This window comes from Flagellimonas alvinocaridis, from assembly GCF_004916895.1.
Classification (GTDB): Bacteria; Bacteroidota; Bacteroidia; order Flavobacteriales; family Flavobacteriaceae; genus Flagellimonas; species Flagellimonas alvinocaridis.
Window position 1 is genome coordinate 46,860 of record NZ_SNTZ01000001.1, and the last position, 23,679, is coordinate 70,538.

16 protein-coding genes are annotated in these 23,679 nt (G+C 45.1%); 10 read left to right on the forward strand and 6 right to left on the reverse strand.

The annotated features are described in order from the left end of the window. The first annotated feature begins 5 nt into the window (after positions 1-5). The 6 genes from hutU to EZV76_RS00270 all read left to right on the forward strand — a co-directional run bounded on the left by hutU (position 6) and on the right by EZV76_RS00270 (position 10,665). On the forward strand, positions 6-2,009 hold the full coding sequence (gene hutU, locus EZV76_RS00245) for a urocanate hydratase (protein ID WP_136564600.1): 2,004 nt from the start codon (positions 6-8) through the stop codon (positions 2,007-2,009). 4 nt (positions 2,010-2,013) lie between these two features. Beyond that, complete coding sequence (gene hutG / locus EZV76_RS00250) at positions 2,014-2,979, forward strand: formimidoylglutamase (RefSeq protein WP_136564601.1); 966 nt, start codon at positions 2,014-2,016, stop codon at positions 2,977-2,979. A 625-nt stretch (positions 2,980-3,604) separates the two neighbouring features. Beyond that, positions 3,605-4,819 (forward strand): DNA polymerase IV, encoded by a 1,215-nt coding sequence (gene dinB, locus EZV76_RS00255; protein ID WP_136564602.1) that lies wholly within the window; start codon positions 3,605-3,607, stop codon positions 4,817-4,819. A 130-nt stretch (positions 4,820-4,949) separates the two neighbouring features. Further along, the gene (locus EZV76_RS00260) at positions 4,950-7,949 is read left to right on the forward strand and encodes a DNA polymerase III subunit alpha (RefSeq protein WP_136564603.1); all 3,000 of its coding nucleotides are present in this window, start codon (positions 4,950-4,952) and stop codon (positions 7,947-7,949) included. Between the two features lie 43 nt (positions 7,950-7,992). Continuing rightward, positions 7,993-8,361, forward strand: coding sequence for a DUF7009 family protein (locus EZV76_RS00265; RefSeq protein ID WP_136564604.1), 369 nt, complete (start codon positions 7,993-7,995; stop codon positions 8,359-8,361). Between the two features lie 6 nt (positions 8,362-8,367). Continuing rightward, positions 8,368-10,665: an FdhF/YdeP family oxidoreductase gene (locus tag EZV76_RS00270; RefSeq protein WP_136564605.1), complete on the forward strand. Its 2,298-nt coding sequence runs from the start codon at positions 8,368-8,370 to the stop codon at positions 10,663-10,665. 6 nt (positions 10,666-10,671) lie between these two features. Here EZV76_RS00270 and EZV76_RS00275 read toward each other — a convergent pair whose 3' ends face one another. Continuing rightward, positions 10,672-11,850: an acyl-CoA dehydrogenase family protein gene (locus EZV76_RS00275; RefSeq protein WP_136564606.1), complete on the reverse strand. Its 1,179-nt coding sequence runs from the start codon at positions 11,848-11,850 to the stop codon at positions 10,672-10,674. Positions 11,851-11,900: 50 nt separating this feature from the next. Then, complete coding sequence (locus tag EZV76_RS00280; protein WP_136564607.1) at positions 11,901-12,617, reverse strand: tRNA1(Val) (adenine(37)-N6)-methyltransferase; 717 nt, start codon at positions 12,615-12,617, stop codon at positions 11,901-11,903. Positions 12,618-12,839: 222 nt separating this feature from the next. Between EZV76_RS00280 and EZV76_RS00285 the strand changes: the two genes are divergently transcribed. Continuing rightward, positions 12,840-13,415 (forward strand): hypothetical protein, encoded by a 576-nt coding sequence (locus EZV76_RS00285; RefSeq protein ID WP_136564608.1) that lies wholly within the window; start codon positions 12,840-12,842, stop codon positions 13,413-13,415. A 77-nt stretch (positions 13,416-13,492) separates the two neighbouring features. On the opposite strand, the gene EZV76_RS00290 is transcribed toward EZV76_RS00285, so the two are convergent. From EZV76_RS00290 to EZV76_RS00305, 4 genes are all read right to left on the reverse strand, one after another. Beyond that, entirely contained in the window at positions 13,493-14,923 is a 1,431-nt protein-coding gene (locus EZV76_RS00290; RefSeq protein WP_136564609.1) for a sulfatase family protein, read from the reverse strand. A gap of 47 nt (positions 14,924-14,970) precedes the next feature. Continuing rightward, positions 14,971-15,501 carry a ribosome maturation factor RimM gene (gene rimM, locus EZV76_RS00295; RefSeq protein WP_136564610.1) on the reverse strand — a complete coding sequence of 177 codons (531 nt, stop codon included), beginning with the start codon at positions 15,499-15,501 and terminating at the stop codon, positions 14,971-14,973. An 11-nt stretch (positions 15,502-15,512) separates the two neighbouring features. After that, a complete protein-coding gene (locus tag EZV76_RS00300; RefSeq protein WP_136564611.1) occupies positions 15,513-16,082 on the reverse strand; it encodes a 30S ribosomal protein S16 in 570 nt (189 codons plus the stop codon). 117 nt (positions 16,083-16,199) lie between these two features. Then, positions 16,200-17,624: a sulfatase family protein gene (locus EZV76_RS00305; protein WP_136564612.1), complete on the reverse strand. Its 1,425-nt coding sequence runs from the start codon at positions 17,622-17,624 to the stop codon at positions 16,200-16,202. 153 nt (positions 17,625-17,777) lie between these two features. Here EZV76_RS00305 and dnaE point away from each other — a divergent pair, with 153 nt between their 5' ends. From dnaE to EZV76_RS00320, 3 genes are all read left to right on the forward strand, one after another. Next, complete coding sequence (gene dnaE / locus EZV76_RS00310; protein ID WP_136564613.1) at positions 17,778-22,163, forward strand: DNA polymerase III subunit alpha; 4,386 nt, start codon at positions 17,778-17,780, stop codon at positions 22,161-22,163. A 103-nt stretch (positions 22,164-22,266) separates the two neighbouring features. Further along, the gene (gene trxA, locus EZV76_RS00315; RefSeq protein ID WP_136564614.1) at positions 22,267-22,584 is read left to right on the forward strand and encodes a thioredoxin; all 318 of its coding nucleotides are present in this window, start codon (positions 22,267-22,269) and stop codon (positions 22,582-22,584) included. 82 nt (positions 22,585-22,666) lie between these two features. After that, complete coding sequence (locus tag EZV76_RS00320) at positions 22,667-23,596, forward strand: DUF58 domain-containing protein (protein WP_136564615.1); 930 nt, start codon at positions 22,667-22,669, stop codon at positions 23,594-23,596. Positions 23,597-23,679 lie beyond the last annotated feature (83 nt).

The window sequence follows — 23,679 nt, forward strand, 5'->3', positions numbered from 1 at the left end:
GAATCATGACTGAATTTCAGCAACAGATATTACAAGGGATCCCTGAGCAACTTCCAGCTAAAAAACCATATCCCAAAAACGGGAATCCAGCTCCAAAACGGAAAGATATTCTGTCCAAGGAGGAGAAAAAACTGGCTGTTCAAAATGCGTTACGTTATTTTCCCGAGGCATGGCAAAAGGAACTCGCATCCGAATTTGCCGAAGAACTAAAAACCTATGGCCGCATTTACATGCATCGGTTCAAACCCGATTATACAATGCATGCGCGACCTATTTCAGAATATCCAGCGAAAACTCATCAGGCAGCAGCCATTATGTTGATGATCCAAAACAATTTAGATCCAGCCGTGGCTCAGCACCCCGAGGAACTCATCACGTACGGAGGAAATGGAGCGGTTTTCCAAAACTGGGCACAGTACCTGCTTACCATGAAATATTTGGCGGAAATGACTGAAGAACAGACCTTGAACATGTATTCTGGGCATCCGATGGGACTTTTTCCATCATCCAAAGAAGCACCAAGAGTCGTGGTCACCAATGGGATGATGATTCCGAACTACTCCAAACCTGACGATTGGGAACGCTTCAACGCACTTGGGGTCACTCAATACGGGCAAATGACGGCTGGCTCCTATATGTATATTGGTCCACAAGGCATTGTCCATGGAACGGCTATTACAGTCATGAATGCTTTCCGAAAAGTATTGGAGAAAAACGAATCCCCCGAAGGCAAGATTTTCTTGACTGCTGGATTGGGCGGCATGAGTGGTGCACAACCTAAAGCCGGAAATATTGCAGGTGGAATTACCATTTGTGCGGAAGTCAACCCCGAAGCTGCCAAGAAACGTCACAATCAAGGTTGGGTAGATGAATTGTTGGTGGATTTGGATTTATTGGTGGTTCGCACCAAAGAAGCTGTAAAAAATAAAGAGGTGGTTTCTTTGGCTTACATCGGTAATGTGGTAGATGTTTGGGAGCGTTTTTACGAAGAGGACATTTTCATTCATTTAGGTTCAGACCAAACCTCCTTACACAATCCTTGGGCGGGTGGTTATTATCCCGTTGGACTTTCTTTTGAGGAATCCAACACCTTAATGGTAGACAATCCCGAAGCATTCAAGGAAAAAGTACAGGAATCGCTACGCCGACAAATCAATGCCATTAACAAACACACCGCCAAAGGCACTTACTTTTTTGACTATGGCAATGCCTTTTTGTTGGAAGTTTCCCGAGCGGGCGGTGATGTGATGGCTGAAAACAACATCGACTTTAGGTATCCGTCCTACGTGCAGGATATTTTGGGACCCATGTGTTTCGATTACGGATTTGGCCCATTCCGTTGGGTGTGTACCTCGTGCAATCCAAAGGATCTTCAAAAAACTGATGCCATTGCCCTTGAGGTGATGCAAAAGATAAAATCCGAAGCTCCCGAAGAAATCCAACAGCAGATGCAGGACAACATCAAATGGATCTCGGAAGCGGAACAGAATAAATTGGTGGTCGGTTCTCAAGCGCGAATCCTTTATGCTGATGCCGAGGGACGAAGCAAAATTGCCGATGCATTCAACACGGCTATTGCCAATGGGGAAATCAGTGCTCCCGTGGTATTGGGTCGCGACCATCACGATGTCAGTGGAACCGATTCTCCCTTTAGGGAGACCAGCAATATTTACGACGGCAGCAAGTTCACCGCCGACATGGCCATTCAAAATGTAATCGGCGACAGTTTCAGAGGCGCTACTTGGGTTTCCATCCATAACGGCGGAGGCGTTGGTTGGGGCGAAGTCATCAACGGTGGGTTCGGAATGGTGCTCGATGGTTCCGAAGAAGCTTCCATCCGCTTGAAGAAAATGTTGTTTTTTGATGTGAACAATGGGATTTCCCGCAGAAGTTGGGCCAGAAACAAAGAAGCAAGATTTGCCATTGAACGAGAAATGAAACGAACTCCAAATTTAAAAGTAACTTTACCCCATCTGGTTCAACCGGATATTTTGGACCATCTTTTTTAATGCGATGAAGTACTACGACTCCCCGAAAATAGATCTTTGGACAGGCAGGGTTTCCAACAAATGGTTGTACCTACATGAAAAGGTACATTGCACTCCCTTGACCGAACTTTCGGAACCCCATAAAAAATCGATTGCCCTTTTGGGCTACGCCTGTGATGAAGGAATCCGTCGTAATCAAGGTAGGGTTGGCGCAGTGAACGGTCCAGATACCATTAAAAGTAGTTTTGGCAAAATGCCCAATCATCTGGCCAGTCATGTATTATTGCAGGATGTAGGTTCCATCAGCTGTACCGATGGTGATATGGAGGCTGCGCAAGAAGCCCTCTCCAATGTCGTCACTTCCCTTTTGACAAAAAAACAGTTCCCCATTGTTTTGGGAGGTGGTCACGATATGGCTTATGGACATTACAAGGGCATCAAAAACCATTTGGATGCAAAGGGTGGGAACCAAACCATTGGCATTATCAACTTTGATGCGCATTTTGACCTTCGAAAGAACACGGAGCAAAACAATTCGGGGACTCCTTTTTACCAGATTGCCAAGGATTGCCAAAAGGAAGATATTGATTTCAACTATCTCTGTTTGGGCATTCGCAAGGACGCAAACGACCGTATCCTATTTGAAACCGCTCGCGACCTTAAGGCCAATTACATTCTTATTGACACCTTCCAAATCCCATTTTTGGAGGAAATCACCACATGGATCAATGCCTTCGTTAAAAATGTGGACCATGTGTACGTGACCATTGATCTGGACGGGTTTTCATCGGCCTATGCACCAGGGGTAAGTGCTGCCTCTCCCATGGGCTTTACCCCCCATATTGTTTTGGAATGTTTAAAAACGATCATAGGTTCTGGAAAGTTGATCAGTCTGGACATTGCCGAAATGAACCCTACCTACGACATTGATGGACAAACGGCTAAACTGGCCGCTTCCTTGATGCACTATGTAGCCCACAATATTTATTGAAAGGCATTATCCGGAATTCTCATTTTGAGTAGTGTGAAAGTTTGACACGAAAATTGCACAAATTTTCACTAACAGGTTATCATCTGTGGGGGCGAGCGAAGTCGTGCCCCTAAGCGAATACCTTTTTGGACATTTCTCACACTCTCTTTGGTCGGTTTGTAATAACTCCATCATTATAAAAATGAGCCGCATGTCATTTCGAAATGAGGAGCATAGTGACGATTGAGAAATCCAATTGTCATTCAGAACTACGTAAAGAATCTTTATCAGGATAATAGTTCGACACGAATTGCACAAATCAGCACAAACAGGTTATCATCTGTGGGCTAGCAAAGTCGTGACCGTAGACAGTAAGACCTCTCGACTGCGCTCGAGGTGACATCTATACCTGTCTTTTCCTCACCGCAAACAAAAAAAGCCTTCCAAACGGAAAGCCTTTCATTGGCGAGCATCGGCTGATGCTTCAACCTGATTCCAATCATCGCGACTGGAATCCAACACAACAGGACAAAGATATGTGATTTTTCTAAAAAAATAGCCGCTGGAGTTGTTCATATTTATTTTATGGATTATATCCATTTTATAGTAATATTTCCATAAATTAGCTTTCCTCTTCAACTAAACAATGAAAAAGACCATTTTACACTTGGACTTGGACACATTTTATGTTTCCGTGGAGCGACTTATCAATTCAGAGCTCAAAAACAAACCACTTTTGGTGGGTGGCACCAGTGACCGTGGCGTGGTAGCCGCTTGCAGTTACGAGACCCGGGGTTTTGGGGTACATTCGGGCATGCCCATGAAAATGGCAAAGGAACTTTGCCCGGAGGCCGTGGTGATTCGAGGCAACGCAGGCACCTATAGCAAGTATTCGGATGTGGTCACCGACATTATCAAAGAACATGTTCCGCTTTTTGAAAAATCCAGCATTGATGAATTCTATGCCGACCTATCGGGGATGGATCGCTTCTTTGGCTGCTACAAATACGCCACGGAAATGCGACAGAAAATCATTCGGGAAACGGGCTTGCCCATTTCGTTTGGATTATCGGTGAACAAAGTGGTTTCCAAAGTGGCCACCAATGAGGCCAAGCCCAACAATCAGCTAAAAATCGATTTTGGCCTGGAAAAATCTTTTTTAGCCCCGCTTTCCATCAAAAAGATTCCGATGGTGGGTGATAAAACCTATCAAACCCTCAGAAATTTGGGCATACGACAGGTGAAGACCATCCAAGAAATGCCCATGGACATTATGCAACGTGTATTGGGCGCCAACGGTCAAGTCATCTGGAAACGGGCCAACGGTATTGACAACACCCCCGTGATTCCTTTTCATGATAGAAAATCCATCTCCACGGAACGGACTTTTGACCGGGACACCATTGATGTCATCAAATTGAGGGGCATTTTGCTGGCCATGACCGAAAATTTGGCCTATCAGTTACGTCGTGGGGATAAATTGACGGCCTGTATTGCCGTAAAAATCCGGTATTCCGATTTTAACACCTATTCCAAGCAGCTCCGTATCCCCTATACCAGTGCCGACCACGTGCTCATCCCAAAGATTTTGGATTTGTTCAATGGTCTGTACAACAAGCGGATGTTGGTGCGACTCATCGGGATTCGATTCAGTCATCTGGTATCCGGGAATTACCAAATCAATCTGTTTGAGGACACCGAAGAGACCTTGAACCTCTACCATGCCATGGACTATGTCCGAAACCGGTTTGGAAGCCGAAGTGTGTTGCGTGCTTCCGCTATGGGCGCCAAGACTATTGGAAGCATGCACAATCCCTTTAATGGGGAACCCCCTGTGGTTTTGGCACATCGGAAACAGTAATTTCTTGTCACCTCGAGCGCAGTCGAGAGGTCATTTGAATTCAAAACTCACATGTCGGTCTCACATCTTGACTGCGCTCGATATGACAGCTCGACCTCATAGTTGAACATTGATAATTGATAACTGACGATTGTATTTAAACTGCCATTCATATTACAGTCTACGGTTCGGGACTTTCTCGGAGGTGGAGCTATTGCAATTGGCCCAGCAAAACCATGTGACCCAATTGGTGCTCACCGACATCAACAACACCTCCGCATGCTTAAATTTTGTTCGGAAAGCACCCGAGTTTGGGGTCCGACCCATTTTGGGCATCGATTTTAGGAATGGTGTCAATCCTTGTTTTATTGGGATTGCCCAAAACAATGAAGGATACCTGGAACTCAACAACTTTCTATCGCACCACCTTCATCACCAATTGAAAATCCCGCAACAGGCTCCCTCTTTTAAAAATGCTCTGGTCATCTATCCTTTTGAGCAAGTTTTGTTGCATGACTTGGACGATTTTTCGGAGCATGAATTTGTGGGGATTTCCATCAAAGACCTTCGCCGATTGCCCTTTTCCAGGTTGGTCAACCTAAAGCATAAACTGGTGGTGCAGCAGCCCGTCACCTTCAGGAATAAACAGGATTTCAATGCCCACCGATTGCTTCGGGCCATTGACAACAATGTGTTGTTGAGCATGCTCTCCAAAGAGGAAGAGGCCAACGAGGATGAAAAAATGTATCCCATCCAAAATTTGGCAGCCGCCTTTTCCGAAGTTTCCTTTATTCTGGAGAACACGGAAAAAATCCTCAGCAGTTGTAGCATTCATTTTGATTTTTCAAAGGGAAGGAAGCCCCAAAATCTGAAAACGTTTTTGGGGAGTGTGGAAGAAGATGAACAGCTCTTGGAGAACCTCTGTGCCGAAGGCCTTCCGTATCGCTATGAAAATGTGGATGATTCCATCAAGACCCGATTGGAAAAAGAATTGCAGCTCATCAAAAAAATGGGCTTTGTCTCCTATTTTTTGATCAATTGGGACATTGTTTCCGAAGCACGCCGAAGGGGATTCTACTACGTGGGCCGTGGTAGTGGTGCCAACAGTATAGTGGCCTATCTGCTTCACATCACCGATGTGGACCCCATGGAACTCGACCTCTATTTTGAACGTTTCATCAACCTGTACCGGGCCAATCCACCTGATTTTGACATCGATTTTTCATGGAAGGACCGCCCAGCCATGACCGAATATATTTTTGGGCGATTCAAGCATGTCGCCCTGCTCGGCACCTACGTTACCTTTAAGGAACGGGGGGTGATTCGGGAGTTGGGAAAGGTCTTCGGACTTCCACCCCATGAGATTGATTTTCTTTCAGAAGGCAGGTACAACTATGACGAGCTGGACAGCATTTCCAAATTAGTCCTCAAGTATGGATTGCTCCTAAAAGGAAAACCCAATTATCTGAGCATTCATGCCGGAGGAATCCTGATCAGTGAAAAGCCATTGCATTGGTTTTCGGCCACCCATCTTCCCCCAAAAGGATTCCCCACTACACAATACGATATGGTCATCGCCGAGGATGTGGGCCTGTACAAGTTTGACATTTTGGGTCAGCGTGGATTGGGGAAAATCAAAGAGGCCTTGGAAATTATCGCCTACAATCAACCGGAAAAACACCAAGAAATCGACATCCACGACATCAAGGGTTTTAAGGCCGATGCAACCATCAACAACCTCATTAAAACTGCCCAGTGCATGGGTTGCTTTTATGTGGAATCGCCCGCCATGCGCATGTTGCTCAAAAAACTGGAAGTAGACAATTACTTGGGGTTGGTGGCGGCCAGTTCCATCATTCGCCCCGGGGTGGCCAAAAGTGGCATGATGCGGGAATATATTCTTCGTCATCGCAACAAAGGACGTGCCGAGGAAAAAGCGCACCCCGTGATGCTGAACATTATGCCGGACACCTATGGTGTTATGGTCTATCAGGAAGATGTAATCAAAGTGGCCCACCATTTTGCGGATTTGGATTTGGGTGAGGCCGATGTCCTCCGCAGGGGGATGAGCGGTAAATTTCGTTCACGGGAAGAGTTCCAAAAAGTAAAGGACAAGTTCATTTCCAACTGCAGAAAAAAAGGCTATTCGGACATAATCATTTTTGAGGTATGGAACCAAGTGGCCAGTTTTGCAGGCTATGCCTTCGCCAAGGGACACTCTGCCTCCTATGCCGTGGAGAGTTACCAAAGCCTATTTTTAAGGGCCTACTACCCTTTGGAGTATTCGGTGGCCGTGCTCAACAATGGAGGAGGGTTCTACCGCCCTGAATTTTACATCCATGATGCCCGCATGATGGGCGCCACCATACACCCTCCTTGCGTGAACAACAGCGTGGCGGTCAACCGAATCTATGGGAGTCACATTTATCTGGGAATGATGTATCTCCGGGATCTGGAAAACAGGGTCATGGAGCGCATCATTAAGGAACGATACAAAAATGGGGGATTTGCTTCATTGGAAGATTTTCTGGACCGTGTCTTTATTTCGATGGAACAATTGGCCATCCTTATTCGGATTGATGCCTTTCGTTTTACGGAAATCAACAAACACGAACTGCTATGGAAGGCCCATTTGATGCTGTCCAAAAATGACCGATTGGAACACCCGAAGCTTTTTCCGCCCCGTCATCAGGGATTTCAAATTCCAAAATTGCATACCACATCCTTGGAAGCTGCCTTTGACCAGTTGGAACTCTTGGGATTCTGTTTGTGCAGTCCGTTTGACCTATTAGCGGAACCTCCCAAAAATACCAATGGACAAAAAGATCTGCATCGTTACCTCAACAAGCACATCGACATTTATGGGTATCTGGTCACCGTAAAAAATACATCCACCCATAATGGCAAACGCATGCATTTTGCCACCTTGGTAGATCAACACGGTGAAGTGTTCGACACGTTGCTCTTCCCCCCTGTTGCCGCCAAATACTTTTTTAGGGGCAAAGGAATCTACCGATTCTATGGCAAGGTGGTGGAAGAATTTGGCTTTCCGAGTATTGAAGTCATCAAAATGCAAAAAGAAAGCTATATCCCCGATCCCAGATATGCCGATATGAAAACCAGCAAAAAACTTTTCAGTCCCAACAAATAAATAGGAATACCGTACCTTAGGGAAACCAATAGGCCAGAAATCCATGAAAATTCGCATCAAAGGAAATTCCGTACGGTTCCGGTTGACACAGTCTGAAGTAAAGCAACTGTCCGAAACAGGTTCGGTAATGGAAACCACCGAATTTGAGCAGACCACTTTTGTCTACGAAGTACAATTGGAACCAACAATCACGGAATTACAGGCAAGCTTTTTTGAGAACACCATCATCATGAAGGTACCCAAAGATATGGGCATCCATTGGTTTGATTCCGATACCGTTGGATTTGAAAACCGGGTTGTTCTTACCAATGGAAATCAGCTTCACTTACTATTGGAAAAAGATTTCACCTGCTTGGAAAACACTTCAGAAGACCAATCAGACAATTATCCGAATCCAAAATTGCAGTGCTAAGCAACTATGGAAAAAGAATTCAAACGAAACATTTCACTTACGGGGAATATCCAATTTACAGGATTGCGCCTTAAGGAACCCATGCATACCGCTGCCGGTTTTTTGGGGGTAAAAGAAGCCCTAAGGCACGGTTTTAAGGAAATGGGCATTGTACGCTCCATGAAGGCATTGCTAGAGATGAACCAAGAAGACGGTTTTCGTTGCCCCAGCTGTGCGTGGCCCGTTCCCGAACATCCCTCCAAGGTTGCGGAATATTGCGAAAACGGGGCCAAGGCGTTGGCCGACGAAGCCACCCATGAACATATAGGTGCCGAGTTTTTCAGTAAGCACTCGGTAGAGGAACTATCCCAACTAAGCGATTATGAACTCAACAAGTTGGGTCGAATCATAGAGCCCATGGTCCTTAAACCGGGAAAAGTACATTACGAGCCTATCGCATGGCAGGAGGCTTTTGATTTACTATCTGATGAACTCCATCAGTTGAACGACCCCAACGAGGCCATTTTTTATACTTCGGGGCGATCTAGCAACGAAGCCGCTTATTTGTATGGCATGTTTGCCCGTGCCCTAGGCACCAACAACATGCCCGATTGTTCCAATATGTGCCATGAGTCATCTGGTGTGGCACTATCCGAAACCCTGGGTATTGGAAAAGGTTCAGTAACCTTGGATGACCTCTATGGTGCCGAAGTTATTTTGGTCGTGGGCCAAAACCCGGGCACCAACCACCCCAGAATGCTCTCTGCCCTTGAAAAATGCAAAAAGAACGGAGGAAAGGTCATCAGCATCAATCCCTTGGCGGAAACAGGACTGGCGAACTTTAAAAACCCGCAAAACGTATCGGACATGTTGGGCGGTGGACAGCCCATTGCGGACCTGCACCTTCCTGTTCGAATCAACGAGGATATTGCACTCGCCAAATTGATCTTAAAGAAACTGGTTGCCCTCGATGCCAAAAACAGCAATGTTCTGGACCATGAGTTCATTGTGGAATATGTGGACGGCTATGATGAACTACTCGAAGATTTAAAACGCTACGATTACGAAACACTTCAGCGGAGAATTGGGGTTTCTATGCGAAAAATTGACAAGACCGTCCGGTTATTGGCCGAAAACTCCAAAATTGTTATCTGCTGGGCGATGGGTATCACCCAACACAAGAATGCCGTGGAATGCATCCAGGAATATGTGAACATTTTACTGCTGAAAGGAGCCATTGGGAAACCATTTGCGGGCACTTGTCCCGTTCGGGGGCATAGCAATGTGCAAGGGGACCGCTCGGTGGGCATCCACCACTTTGTCAATGAAGGATTGAACCACCGAATTCGGGAACATCTTGGTTTTGAGCCTCCTGCCCAACGAGGATACGATGTTGTGGAGGCCATCCATGCCATGCACGAAAACAAGGCCAAGGTCTTTGTCTGTTTGGGCGGGAATTTTGCCATGGCCGCCTCGGATACGGCATACACGGCCAAAGCGCTTCAGAACTGTAGTTTAACGGTACAAATCAGCACCAAACTCAACCGCAGCCATTTGATTACGGGCAAAACTGCACTGTTGCTTCCCACTTTTGGTCGCTCGGAGAAAGATGAAAAGAACGGCTCCCTTCAGTTTCTGACCATGGAGAGCAGCACAGGAAAAGTACGTCAAAGCAAAGGTTTGCTGAAACCTGCTTCGGAGCATATCAAAAGTGAACCGGAAATCATCGCATTATTGGCCCACACCTATTTTAAAGGGAAACACCCGATGGACTGGAAGGCTTTAGGAGCGGATTACAATCTTATCCGAAGTTTAATCGATAAAACGGTAAAAGGATTCAAAAACACCAGTGAACAGTCCAAAGGTTTTGGATATTACCTGCCCAACAATGTACGGAATCGGGATTTTAGAATGTTGCCCAACGGCATGGCGCAGCTTACCATCAATACATTGCCGGACCATGGCCTAAAGATGAATGAATTCTTGTTGATGACCATTCGGTCCCACGACCAGTTTAACACCACCATTTATGGTTTGAATGACCGCTATCGAGGTGTTCACAATGAGCGTCGCGTGGTGTTCATGAACCAAGATGATATGGAACAACACCAATTGAAAAAACTGGATGTTGTAAATCTACATAGTGAATATGATGGTATCCAACGGACCGCAGAACAATTTTTGGTCATTCCTTATGAAATTCCCAAAGGGAACATGGCCGCTTATTTTCCAGAAACCAATCTGCTGGTACCCCACAACCATTTTGCGGACAAGAGCCAAACCCCTATCAGCAAATCCATCAAGGTAACGGTTGAAAAAATATAGTGTCGATTATTTAAACGCTGGAATTCCGGTAATATCAGCCCCAGTGATCAACAAATGAATATCATGGGTGCCTTCGTAGGTAATCACGCTTTCCAAATTCATCATGTGGCGCATGATGCTATACTCCCCGGTGATTCCCATTCCACCCAACACCTGTCTGGCTTCGCGGGCAATCTTTAAGGCCATGTCCACATTATTACGTTTGGCCATAGAAATTTGGGCCGTGGTAGCACGTCCCTCATTTTTTAATTGTCCCAAACGAAAGGCCAACAGCTGGGCTTTGGTGATCTCGGTGATCATTTCGGCCAATTTCTTTTGCTGTAACTGATAGGCCGCAATGGGTTTCCCAAATTGGATGCGCTCCTTGGCATATCGCAAGGCTGTATCATAGCAATCCATAGCAGCTCCGATAGCGCCCCAGGCAATACCATATCGGGCGGAATCCAAACAGCCCAACGGGGCACCCAACCCACTTTTACCGGGCAACAGGTTTCCTTTGGGCACCTTTACATTGTCAAAAATAAGTTCCCCCGTGGCCGAGGCTCGAAGTGACCATTTGTTGTGGGTTTCCGGAGTGGAAAAACCTTCCATGTTCCTTTCCACGATCAAACCATGGATACGGCCTTCTTCATTCTTGGCCCAAACTACGGCAACATCGGCAAAAGGGGAATTGGAAATCCACAATTTGGCCCCGTTCAATACATAATGATCACCTGCATCCTTGAATTTGGTTTCCATACCCCCTGGGTTTGAACCGTGGTTGGGTTCCGTTAAACCAAAACAGCCCATCCATTCACCCGTGGCCAGTTTTGGCAAGTATTTTTTACGCTGTTCCTCCGATCCGTAGGCAAAAATGGGATACATGACCAAGGAAGACTGTACCGAAGCCGTGGAACGCACCCCGCTATCCCCCCGTTCAATCTCCTGCATAATCAATCCATAGCTTATCTGATCTAAGCCCGCCCCTCCATATTCTTCCGGAATGTATGGCCCAAAAGCGCCTATCTCCGCCAAACCATGGATGATTTGTTTGGGGAACTCCGCCTTTTGGGCATATTCCTCTATGATGGGGGAAATATCCCGCTTTACCCACTGACGGGCAGCATCCCTCACCAACTTATGCTCCTGAGATAGAAGGTCATCAAGGTTATAGTAATCCGGTGCTTCAAATAGATCAGGCTTCATTCGGAAAAAATTTATCTAGAAGTTATGCCGAAATTTAACAATTTAATCCTTCACTGTTGCATTTTCAAATAAAATGATTTGGTCAGATCTATATACTGCTCGGTGTATTGGTGCCGTTCGGTTTCAATAATGAGCTCATCAACCAAAGTGTTGGTTTCTGAACATCCAAACTCCAACAAACTCCTCTTGAAATTTGCTTTTGGGTTTCCCTTTACCCTAGTAATCCTGTTGGCGAACAATCCGGACTCCTTGGCCATGGCAACAAACCCTTTCTCTTCCTTAAAAGGAACAATAACTGAAAAAACACCCGTATCGGAAAGAAGTTTTGCCGCTCCTTCAATAAGTTCATCAAAGGGCAATGAGCTATTTTGTCGGGCTTGATCTCGTGAAGCATCCCCACTGGACACATTCTCCGAATAGAACGGTGGATTGGAAACTATCAAATCGTATTGATTATCAATCTCATCCACGAATTCATCCAAACCGGCATGATAACAGAACAGCCGGTCTGACCATGGAGAGGCCTCGAAATTAGCAACACATTGCTCGTAAGCGGCTTCATCCAACTCAATGGCATCAATAAGTTCGGCAGGGGAACGTTGCGCCATCTGTAAGGCAATCAATCCCGTCCCCGCTCCAATATCCAGAATGGAATAGGGCTGGTGCTCCAAAGAGGTCCATGCCCCAAGCAAAACACCATCTGTGCCCACTTTCATGGCACATCGGTCTTGGTGTACCGTGAATTCTTTAAAAACAAATGGCTTCATGCAATCAAAAATAAATGTATAATCCGTAGCAAAAAAACTGTATCGTATGTAAACGAATCCAGTATACGCCTTACACACGTCAATCCAAACAATGAATTGATCAATTCATATGCCCCAACGGTCAATTCTACCCTTTTCATTCTGACCAAACACAGTTACTTGGCACCTTGTGAGCTAGGAAAAGCTTCACTCTAAAATCATTACCAATTTTAATTTTTAACTATGAAAAAAGCTTTTTATGCTATTATTGTCTTAATGTCAATGAGCCAATTAACCTTTGGGCAAGAACAAGGAAAGTTCCGTGTAGGACTTGATTTAGGTTACGCCATGCCAGATGGCGGTGGAGGTATTTTAGCTTCCCTTGAACCCAAATACAACGTTGCGGACAACATGAACATTGGTTTAAGAATTGAATCAGCAGCTATGGCCAAAACCATTTCTGCAGATGGGGTATCCCTTGAAGCCAGTTTGGCCGCAAGCATATCTTATTCAGGTACTTTTGACTATTACTTCAATTCAGGAAGTTCTTCATTTGCGCCTTTTATGGGTGCTGGTGTAGGATACAATTCCTTAGCCAATGTTGGACTTGACATAGAAGGGTTTGATTCCAGTGATGAAGTAGAAGTAGACGGTAAATTTGGCGGGCTTATCAGAGCTGGTTTTGAAGCTGGAAAGTTTCGTGTAGCTGCCACATATAATCTCGTAGGAAAAACAGAAATAGAAGATTCTGAAATCAAAAACTCTTACTTTGGTATTTCCCTTGGCTTTTATGTAGGAGGCGGCAAGTGGAATAAATAGTCACACGAATAAATAGATTCCATTGAACAAAAAGGGAAACCCTAGGGTTTCCCTTTTTTGTTCAAGTATCATCTCGCCTATTCATCCACTCTGCCTGGCTCCCGGGTTTCAGAACCTTCCTGTTCCATGAGTGAATCTCCCAAACGCTGTCTCATGTTATCCGCCAACACCTTTATCTCGGCCACAATTTCAGGATGCGCTTCGGCAACATTGCTGGTCTCACTGACATCGTTCACTACGTCATAGAGTTCAATTTCCTCCATATCAACATATCTGTAGTTTCCTGGCTGTCCATCCTTGCCCGGTTCCTGACCATCCATGGTCCGGTAGCGATGCGGGAAATACATTTTCCATTTTCCGTACCGTACCCCGAACATTTCGTTCACCCGATAGTAGAAAAAGTAGGCATCCTGTACGGGCTCTGTACGCTCACCCGTTAAAATGGACCATGCATTTTTACCATCGATCACTTGTTCCGGCAATTTGGATTCGGTGACATGGGCAATGGTAGGCAAAATGTCGATGGCCATCATGGGCACATCCACTGTTCTCCCTGGTTTGAGCTTTTTGGGGTATTTCATAATAAATGGCTCTCGTTGCCCCCCTTCCCAAGCGGTACCCTTTCCTTCCCGAAGGGGGAGGGCACTTCCGGCATGGTTTCCATAGGAAAGCCAAGGCCCATTGTCCGAGGTAAATATGACCATGGTATCCTCTTCAAGCCCATTATCCTTAAGCGCCTGTATGATCTGACCCACAGACCAGTCAATCTCCATGATCACATCACCATAGAGCCCTCTTTCCGACTTACCCTTAAACTTGTCCGAAACGAACAGTGGCACATGTGGCTGCGGATGGGGTACATACAAAAAGAAGGGTTTATCCTTGTTTCTCTTGATAAAATCCACACTTCGCTCTGTAATCTGTGTGGTCAATTGGGACTGCTCCACCAAAGTATCGATTACGGTCTCATTTTCATAGAGTGGGAGGTCCGGGAAATTAAAAATAGGTCCCTGTTGGGGATGATAGGGCCACATATCATTGGAATATGGAATTCCGAACCACTCATCGAACCCATGACGTGTGGGCAAAAACTTTTTGTGGTGTCCCAAGTGCCATTTCCCATAGATGGCCGTTGCATATCCCTTCTCCTTCAACATTTCGGCAAGGGTAGTCTCTGTGTCATTGATGCCATGGGTGTTATCGGGGCCCAAAGCATTATGGATGCCAATCCGATTGGGATAACAACCGGTTAAAATTCCAGCTCTGGAAGCAGAACATACGGCTTGGGCCGCATAGTAGTGGGTCATTCTTACCCCATCTGCTGCCATTTGGTCCAGATTGGGAGTTTTGATATTCGGCGAACCATAAACGCCAACATCTTGGTAGCCTTGATCATCCGTAAAAATCAATACTATATTGGGTGAACGCTCTTCCTCCTTGACGGGAGCCTTCTTTTCTCCACAAGAAATCAGTCCTAAAACAAGAAATACAAAGAAATATCGAAGCATATCGTAAAATAAAAGGTTGCCCTAAATATAGGCCAAAACCGCATATCTTACGAATCCAAGTACAATTCCACGAGACCTTCTGGTGTTCTTACATGGATTTCCTTCTTTTCCCGATCTACTTTTTTTATGATGTCATCGGTGATGGGAATCAGAAGTTCCTTCCCATCCTTTTCAGCTTCAAACAGTTCCTGCGAAGCGCTATCGTTTATGGAGACTATGGTCCCGATATTCCCATGGACCTCATCCATCAATGCAAACCCAATGACTTCATGGAAATAAAACTTATTTCCGGTAAGCGGCGGAAGCATTTCCAACGGAAGGTATAACTCCGAACCTATAATCTTATCCGCGGTGGCCTCATCCTTGACCTCTTCAAAATCGATGCGGAGCAGGTTGGATTTGTGCAATCGACAACGGTCAATAAAAAATGGAATCAGATTGTTTCCCAATGAAACAAAAACTGATTCCATGTTTTCGTAGATTTCGGGTTCATCAGTGTCCAATTTTACCAACACCTCACCCTTAAAACTATATTTTGAAACGACTTTGCCCAGGTAGAAGCAATCTTCCTTGTGCATCGCCTTCTCTTCTATTCTTCTTCTTTGGCAGCTTCCTCAGCGGCAGAAGCCTCCTCAGCAGGAGCTTCAGCAGCAACTTCTTCGGTAGCGGCCTCGGCAGTCTCTTCGGCAACTTCTTCAGCTACTTCCTCTTCCGGCAAGGCGGCAGCGGCTCTTTTCTCGTTTACTTCCTTCTCTGCTTCCAAAGCCTTTGCCTTGGCTTCAGCTTCAGCTTTGCTCAATCCATCTTTCTTGGCTTGGATAGCACCTTCTTTTTCTTCCAACCAAGCTTTGAATTTCTCCTCAACTTGCTCTTCCGTCAAAGCGCCTTTGCGAACACCGCCCAACAAGTGGTGCTTCAACAAAACTCCTTTGTAAGAAAGAATGGCTCTGGCAGTATCGGTAGGCTGCGCACCATTCTGTAACCATTTTACAGATCCGTCAACATCCAAATCGATAGTGGCAGGATTGGTGTTTGGGTTATAAGTACCCAATTTTTCCAAGAATTTACCGTCTCTTTTTGCTCTGGAATCTGCGGCAACCACCCAATAAAATGGTTTACCTTTTTTACCGTGTCTCTGAAGTCTAATTTTTACTGGCATATCACATTAATTTGTAGGGTGCCCGACCCTTGTTATTAATTCTTTTTAATCGCTTGTCTCTTAAGCGGGTGCAAATATACTTGATTTCTTTTAATGCACAATGTTTGTGCAAACTTTCTATTCCCTTTCAGCCAATTGGTCCTTGCCCCTTACCAATTTTGTTTGATGCTCGCGGACCACCGTATTGATTTGCTGGATGATGGCATCATTTCCTTCTGCAATATTGAATTGTTCAGCCGCATCATGGTTCAGATTAAAGAGCAAAGGTGTTGCATGTTCTGTTCGCTCTCCGAATTGCCCATAGGCACCTTGGGTAATAAAATGCGCTTTGTAATCTCCTAATCGAGCCGCGTACAGATCAGTACCCCGATAATATAAGACACTTTTCCTAGGGCTTGGATTTTTATAGAGCAAGGTTTCACTCAAATCCACACCATCCATGATGCGGTCTTTCGGAATTTCCACCCCGGCCATCTTGCTAAATGTGGTGAAGAGGTCCATCGTAGAACCCAAATCCGGGACCAATCCCGGCTTGATGTACCCTGGTCCCCAAAAAATGGTGGGTTCCCGCATTCCGCCTTCCCATGTGGTTCCTTTCCCGGCTTTTAACAAGCCGGCACTACCCCCATTGGTTTTAAAAGGCAACCAAGGTCCATTATCAGAAGTAAAGACCACGATGGTATTTTCAGTCAACCCTTTCAACTCAAGGGCCTTCAAAATTTTTCCGACACCGTCATCAATCTCTTCCACCACATCGCCATACAGTCCACGCTTGCTCTTGCCCATCGCTTCTTGGGAAGCAAACAAGGGAATATGGGGTAAATTATGGGCCAAATACACAAAAAATGGCTTGTTTTTATTCTCCTTGATGTAAGAAATGGTCTCTTCCGTGTATCGTTTGGTAATGGTATTCTGATTGGCAGGCCTTTCTATGATTTCTGTCCCACGCATCAAAGGCACATTGAAATGCTCGGTTTTGATATCCTCATTCTGCTGATTCCAATAGCCTCCTTGGGGATAGTCCGCAACCCGGTCCATGTCATTGGAATAGGGGATTCCAAAATAATAATCGAATCCATTGTTGGTGGGCAAATACTGTTCTTTATGCCCCAGATGCCATTTTCCGATACAGGCAGTGGCATACCCCGCCTTTTTTAATTGCTCAGCCAAAGTGATCTCGCTGCCGGGCAACCCATTTTTCGAATCCGGGAAGAGCACCCGGTACTTATTGCCGGCCATACCGCTTCTAACCGGGAGTCTTCCTGTAAGCAATGCCGCCCTACTGGGGGTACAGACACTGGCACCCACATAAAAATTGGTCCATTTTTGTCCCTCAAAGGCCATTTGATCCAAATGGGGCGTATGGATGGTCGGATTTCCAAATACACTTAAATCCCCGTACCCAAGGTCATCAGCAAAAATAATGATGAAATTTGGAGGGCGTTCCGGACTTTCTTGGGCATTACCACTAAAAAAGCTTCCCAAAAAGATACAGTGAAAAGCAAGTATTATTGACAACGACAACTTGATGGATATTTTCATTCAAACGGACTTTATTCCTTAAATATAGGGAATGCCATTATAAAATGCGAGACCCAAAGATTAGTTGATAAATCTTAAAAACTACATTTTCTAAAACCTGCATGTTTGTATATTTTTAGACATTGATTTTTCCACCTCGAAAACGGCAAGCACATGTACCTAATATTTGATACCGAGACCACAGGATTGCCCAAGCGCTGGGACGCCCCCATCACCGATACGGATAATTGGCCGAGGTGTGTTCAGATTGCATGGCAACTGCACGATGAAATGGGCAATGTGGTGGAGCATCAAGACTTTTTGGTACGGCCCGATGGGTTCAACATTCCTTATGAAGCAGAACAGGTACACGGTATCTCCACAGCCTTGGCCGAACAAGATGGGGAATCATTGGAATTTGTTCTGGAAGCTTTCAACAAAGCATTGGCCCAAGCAAAATTTGTTGTTGGACAAAATGTAGGTTTCGATGTGAATATCATGGGATGTGAATTCCACAGAAAAGGGGTGGATAGCCTCTTGACCGAACTCCCTGTTCTGGACACCTGTACCGAACATACCGCGGAACTCTGTAAAATTCCCGGGGGCCGTGGGGGTAAATTCAAGCTGCCCACGCTTACCGAGCTTCACGAATTTCTTTTTGGGGAGCCTTTTGCCGAGGCCCACAATGCCACCGCCGATGTTGAAGCCACCACAAGATGTTTTCTGGAATTGGTTCGAAAAAAACAGTTCACCGCCCAGGAACTGGATGTTCAACCCGACTATTCTGAACGTTTTTCAGAGGCCAATCCACAGGAAATCCAACTCATTGGATTAAAGCACATCAACCTAAAAGCGGCATCCAAAAAAATTGCTGATGCCCTTTGGGCACAAGATACCGGTGACATTTCCGAGGCTGAAATCCAAGAGAACATAGAAACCTTGGAAGATGCTCCTTTTGTGCATCTTCACAACCACTCCCAATTTTCGGTCCTCCAATCCACCATCAACATAAGGGATTTGGTGAAGGCCACCGCAGACCATCACATGCCCGCCGTTGCACTAACAGACCATGCCAATATGATGGGCGCCTTTCACTTTGTGAAAGAAATCATGACCCACAATAAAGGTGTCAAGGAACGAAATGCCGAACTGGAGGAAAAAGGAGAACCAGCCACCGAAAAGGAAATCACTCCGATTGTGGGATGCGAATTTTACGTTTGTGAAGACCACACCAATAAAAATGTAAAGGACTACGGCTATCAAATTGTGCTATTGGCCAAAAACAAGGCAGGTTACCAAAATCTGGCCAAAATGTCCTCCATTGCCTATACCAATGGGTTTTATTATGTGCCCCGTATCGACAAAAAGATTGTAGAACAGTACAAAGAAAATGTCATTGCCCTCACCGGAAACCTTTATGGTGAGGTGCCCAACAAAATATTGAACGTTGGTGAGAAGCAAGCCGAAGAAGCCCTGTTGTGGTGGAAGGAACAGTTTGGCGATGACCTCTACATAGAAATGATGCGCCACGGTCAGGAAGATGAAGACCGGGTGAACCAAGTTTTGGTGCAGATGGCCAAAGACCACAATGTAAAACTGGTGGCAACCAACAACACCTATTATTGTGATAAAAAAGATGCAGAGGCACACGATATCCTGCTCTGCGTAAAAGACGGTGAAAAACAGGCCACACCCATTGGTCGAGGTCGAGGATATCGCTACGGACTGCCTAATCAAGAGTACTACTTCAAATCTTCAGATGAGATGAAGGAACTCTTCAAGGACATTCCCGAAGCCATTCTGAACATCAAAGAAATTGTGGACAAAATAACTCCATATGACCTCGCCAGTGACATCCTTCTTCCCAAGTTTGAGATTCCAGAGGAATTCAAGGTCAAGGAAGATGAGGCAGACGGAGGAAAACGGGGTGAAAATGCCTATTTGAGGCATATCACCTATGAAGGGGCCAAGAAACGATATGGGGAAATCACCCCTGAAATCTCGGAACGTATCGATTTTGAGCTGGCCACCATTGAAAATTCGGGATATCCCGGATATTTCCTTATCGTGGAAGACTTTATCCGCGAAGCTCGGAACATGGGGGTTTCCGTTGGACCCGGAAGGGGTTCGGCAGCAGGTTCGGTTGTGGCCTACTGTTTGACTATTACCAACATTGACCCCATCAAATACGACCTCCTTTTTGAGCGTTTCCTGAATCCAGACAGGGTGTCCATGCCCGATATCGATATTGATTTTGATGATGAGGGCCGGGGAAGGGTCATGGATTATGTCATCAATAAATATGGAGCGAATCAGGTAGCACAGATCATCACTTATGGTACCATGGCAGCCAAATCTTCCATCCGGGATACGGCAAGGGTCTTGGATTTACCTTTGAATGATGCCGATCGCATTGCCAAGCTCATTCCCAACATGTCCAAATTGGGCAAAATATTTGGGGTTGATGAGGCCGATTTGCGTAAAAAGTTCAGATCGGATGAATTGGAAAAGGTCCATGAATTATTGAACATCTCCGAAGGGGATGATCTCGAAGGCCAGACGGTGAATATGGCCAGGGTTCTGGAAGGGTCCTTGCGAAACACCGGAATCCATGCTTGCGGGGTCATTATCACCCCAGATGATATTACCAACTTCGTTCCCGTATCCGTCGCCAAGGATTCGGACTTATATGTGACCCAGTTCGACAACTCCGTTGTGGAAAGTGCGGGACTCCTAAAAATGGATTTCTTGGGCCTCAAAACCTTGACCTTAATCAAGGATACGGTAAAAATCGTAAAGGCACGGACCGGAGTGCATTTGATCCCGGATGATTTTCCGTTGGACGATGAAAAGACGTATGAGCTTTTTCAGCGCGGGGATACGGTAGGGATATTCCAATACGAATCGCCCGGGATGCAAAAACACATGAAAAACCTGAAACCTACGGTTTTTGATGACCTTATCGCCATGAATGCCCTATACCGTCCGGGGCCCATGGAATATATCCCCAGCTTTATTGCCCGTAAGCATGGTGACGAGGAAATCACCTACGACCTTCCTGAAATGGAGGAGTACCTTCAGGAAACTTATGGCATCACGGTATACCAAGAGCAGGTGATGTTGCTTTCCCAAAAGCTGGCCGGTTTCTCCAAAGGTGATGCGGACGTACTACGTAAAGCAATGGGAAAAAAGATTTTCGCCCTGCTACAAAAATTGAAACCCCAATTCTTGGACGGTGGTGAGAAAAATGGACACCCCCGCGATATTCTGGAAAAAATTTGGAAGGACTGGGAAGCATTTGCCTCCTATGCGTTCAATAAAAGTCACTCCACCTGCTACGCCTATATTGCCTATCAAACGGCATATTTAAAGGCCCACTACCCGGCCGAATATATGGCCGCCGTACTGTCCAACAACATGAACGACATTAAACAGGTTACCTTCTTCATGGAGGAATGTAAGCGTATGGGCTTGGAAGTTTTGGGTCCGGATGTCAACGAATCCTATTACAAGTTTGCCGTGAACAAGGACAATGCCGTTCGTTTTGGCATGGGTGCCATTAAAGGTGTGGGACGTTCCGCAGTGGAAACCATTGTGGAACAAAGAAAAGAAGGTGGCCCCTATAAATCCGTATTTGATTTGGCCAAGCGGGTCGATTTAAGGGCTGCCAATAAAAAGGCTTTTGAAAACTTGGCCTTAGCCGGTGGGTTTGATTCATTTGGGGACACCCATAGGGCACAATATTTCCATCATGAAGGGGACGAGGTCACCTTTTTGGAAAAAGCCGTCAAGTATGGTGCAAAATTCCAGGAGAATGAAAATTCTTCCCAAGTAAGCCTTTTTGGGGATGCCAGTGAGGTACAGATTCCCGAACCTGTGGTACCACCTTGTGAGGATTGGGGCACCATGGAAAAGCTACGCAGGGAAAAAGAAGTGGTGGGCATCTATATTTCAGGCCATCCTTTGGATGATTTTAAAAAGGAAATCACCGCCTTTTGCAATAGCAGTGTTTCTGCATTTACCAACTTGGAAGAATATGTAAACAGAGAGCTATCCGTTGCTGGCGTCATTACGGATGTGCAACATCGGGTATCCAAAAACGGAAAAGGATGGGGCCTCTTTACCCTTGAAGACTACACCGACTCTCATGAATTCCGAATTTTTGGCGAAGAGTACCTCAAATTTCGCCATTTTTTAATGATCAACTCCTTTATCTATATCAAAGCCTATGTGCGTGAAGGTTGGGTAAACCGTGATACAGGCAAAAGAGGGGAACCTCGTTTACAGTTCAATGATTTTAAACAACTGCAAGATGTCATGGATGCCTATGCCAGAAAGCTGACCATTAAACTGGATATAGCCCGCTTGCAGGAAAAAAGGATTCAAGCACTGAAAGACACTTTACATTCCTACAAAGGAGATCATCCCCTTAATTTTGTGGTATACGAAATGCAGGATGAGATAAAACTGAACCTATCCAGCCGAAAACAGAAAGTAAAGATCAGTAGCGAACTACTATCCGCATTAGAAGAAAGTGAAATTCATTATAAGTTAAACTGAGCCCATAATTTAAGTTGATAGCACAATAACTAAAACGAATACTTTAACAGTAAGGATGATGCGTAATATTTGACTAACTTTGCGTAATAATAAAACAAGTGAGATGGCACTAGAAATAACAGATGCAACTTTTGACGAAGTAGTTTTAAAAAGCGACATACCTGTCGTAGTGGATTTTTGGGCAGCATGGTGCGGCCCTTGTAGAATGGTCGGACCGATCATCGAAGAGGTAAGCCAAGAATATGAAGGAAAGGCTGTAGTAGGAAAGGTAGATGTAGACGCCAATCAACAATTTGCCGCCAAATATGGTGTGCGTAACATTCCTACCGTTTTGGTATTTAAAAATGGTGAGATTGTAAACCGTCAAGTGGGCGTATCTCCCAAAAAAGTATATACTGACGCCATTGATGCGGCACTATAAAACAATATTCCTATTTGGATTTTAAAAAAGGTTTGGCAAATGCCAAACCTTTTTTGTTTTATATTGAGACCAGAATCTATTTATGGATATCCGATCAGAACTTCATAAGGCCCCCTTATTTAAAAACCTTGAACTTTTGGCCAACCAAATTGTTGAAGGTTTTATCAGTGGTATCCACAAAAGCCCGTTTCATGGGTTTTCTGCTGAATTTGCCGAGCATAAAATCTACAATCCCGGGGAAAGCACCAAACATTTGGACTGGAAGCTGTTTGCAAGAACAGACCGCCTCTACACCAAGCGATATGAGGATGAGACCAATCTCCGATGCCATATGATCTTGGACAATTCGGCCTCCATGTACTACCCAGAGACAAAAAATCCATCCATAGACAACCTCAACAAAATAGGTTTTGGGGTTCTGTCCATCGCCGCTTTGATGCAAATCTTAAAAAAACAGCGCGATGCCGTGGGCCTGAGTATATATTCGGACCATTATAATTTTTATGCAAACGAAAAAAGCAGTGAGCGTCATTTTCAGATGCTGTATTCCAAATTGAATGAGGTATTCAATACCAAGGATAAATCTCAGGTGACCAAGACCTATACCTTTCTACACCAAATTGCAGAAAAGATTCATCGCAGAAGCCTTATCTTTTTATTTTCCGATATGTTCCAAACCGAAACCGAGGAAGAGAAGTTATTTGAAGCGCTCCGCCATTTGAAGTACAACAAACATGCCGTGGTCCTCTTCCATCTTTTGGACCAGGAACATGAAATGGACTTTAATTTTGAGAACACCCCCAAACGTTTTGTGGATGTGGAAACCGGAGCCCACATAGATCTCTATGCCGAAAACATCAAAAAAAGCTACGCCCAAGAAGTACAAAACTACACAAATGCCTTACGGTTAAAGTGCGCCCAATACAAAATCAAATATGTGGGCGTGGATGTCCGTTCCAATTTCTCACAAGTATTGAATACCTTCATGGTGGAACGGCAAAAATTTGTTTAGTCATTATTTTTAAAAAATGTTTTGTTGAATACGAAATGAGAGTGTATATTTGCACTCGCTTTAAAAAAGCAAATGAACAAGAT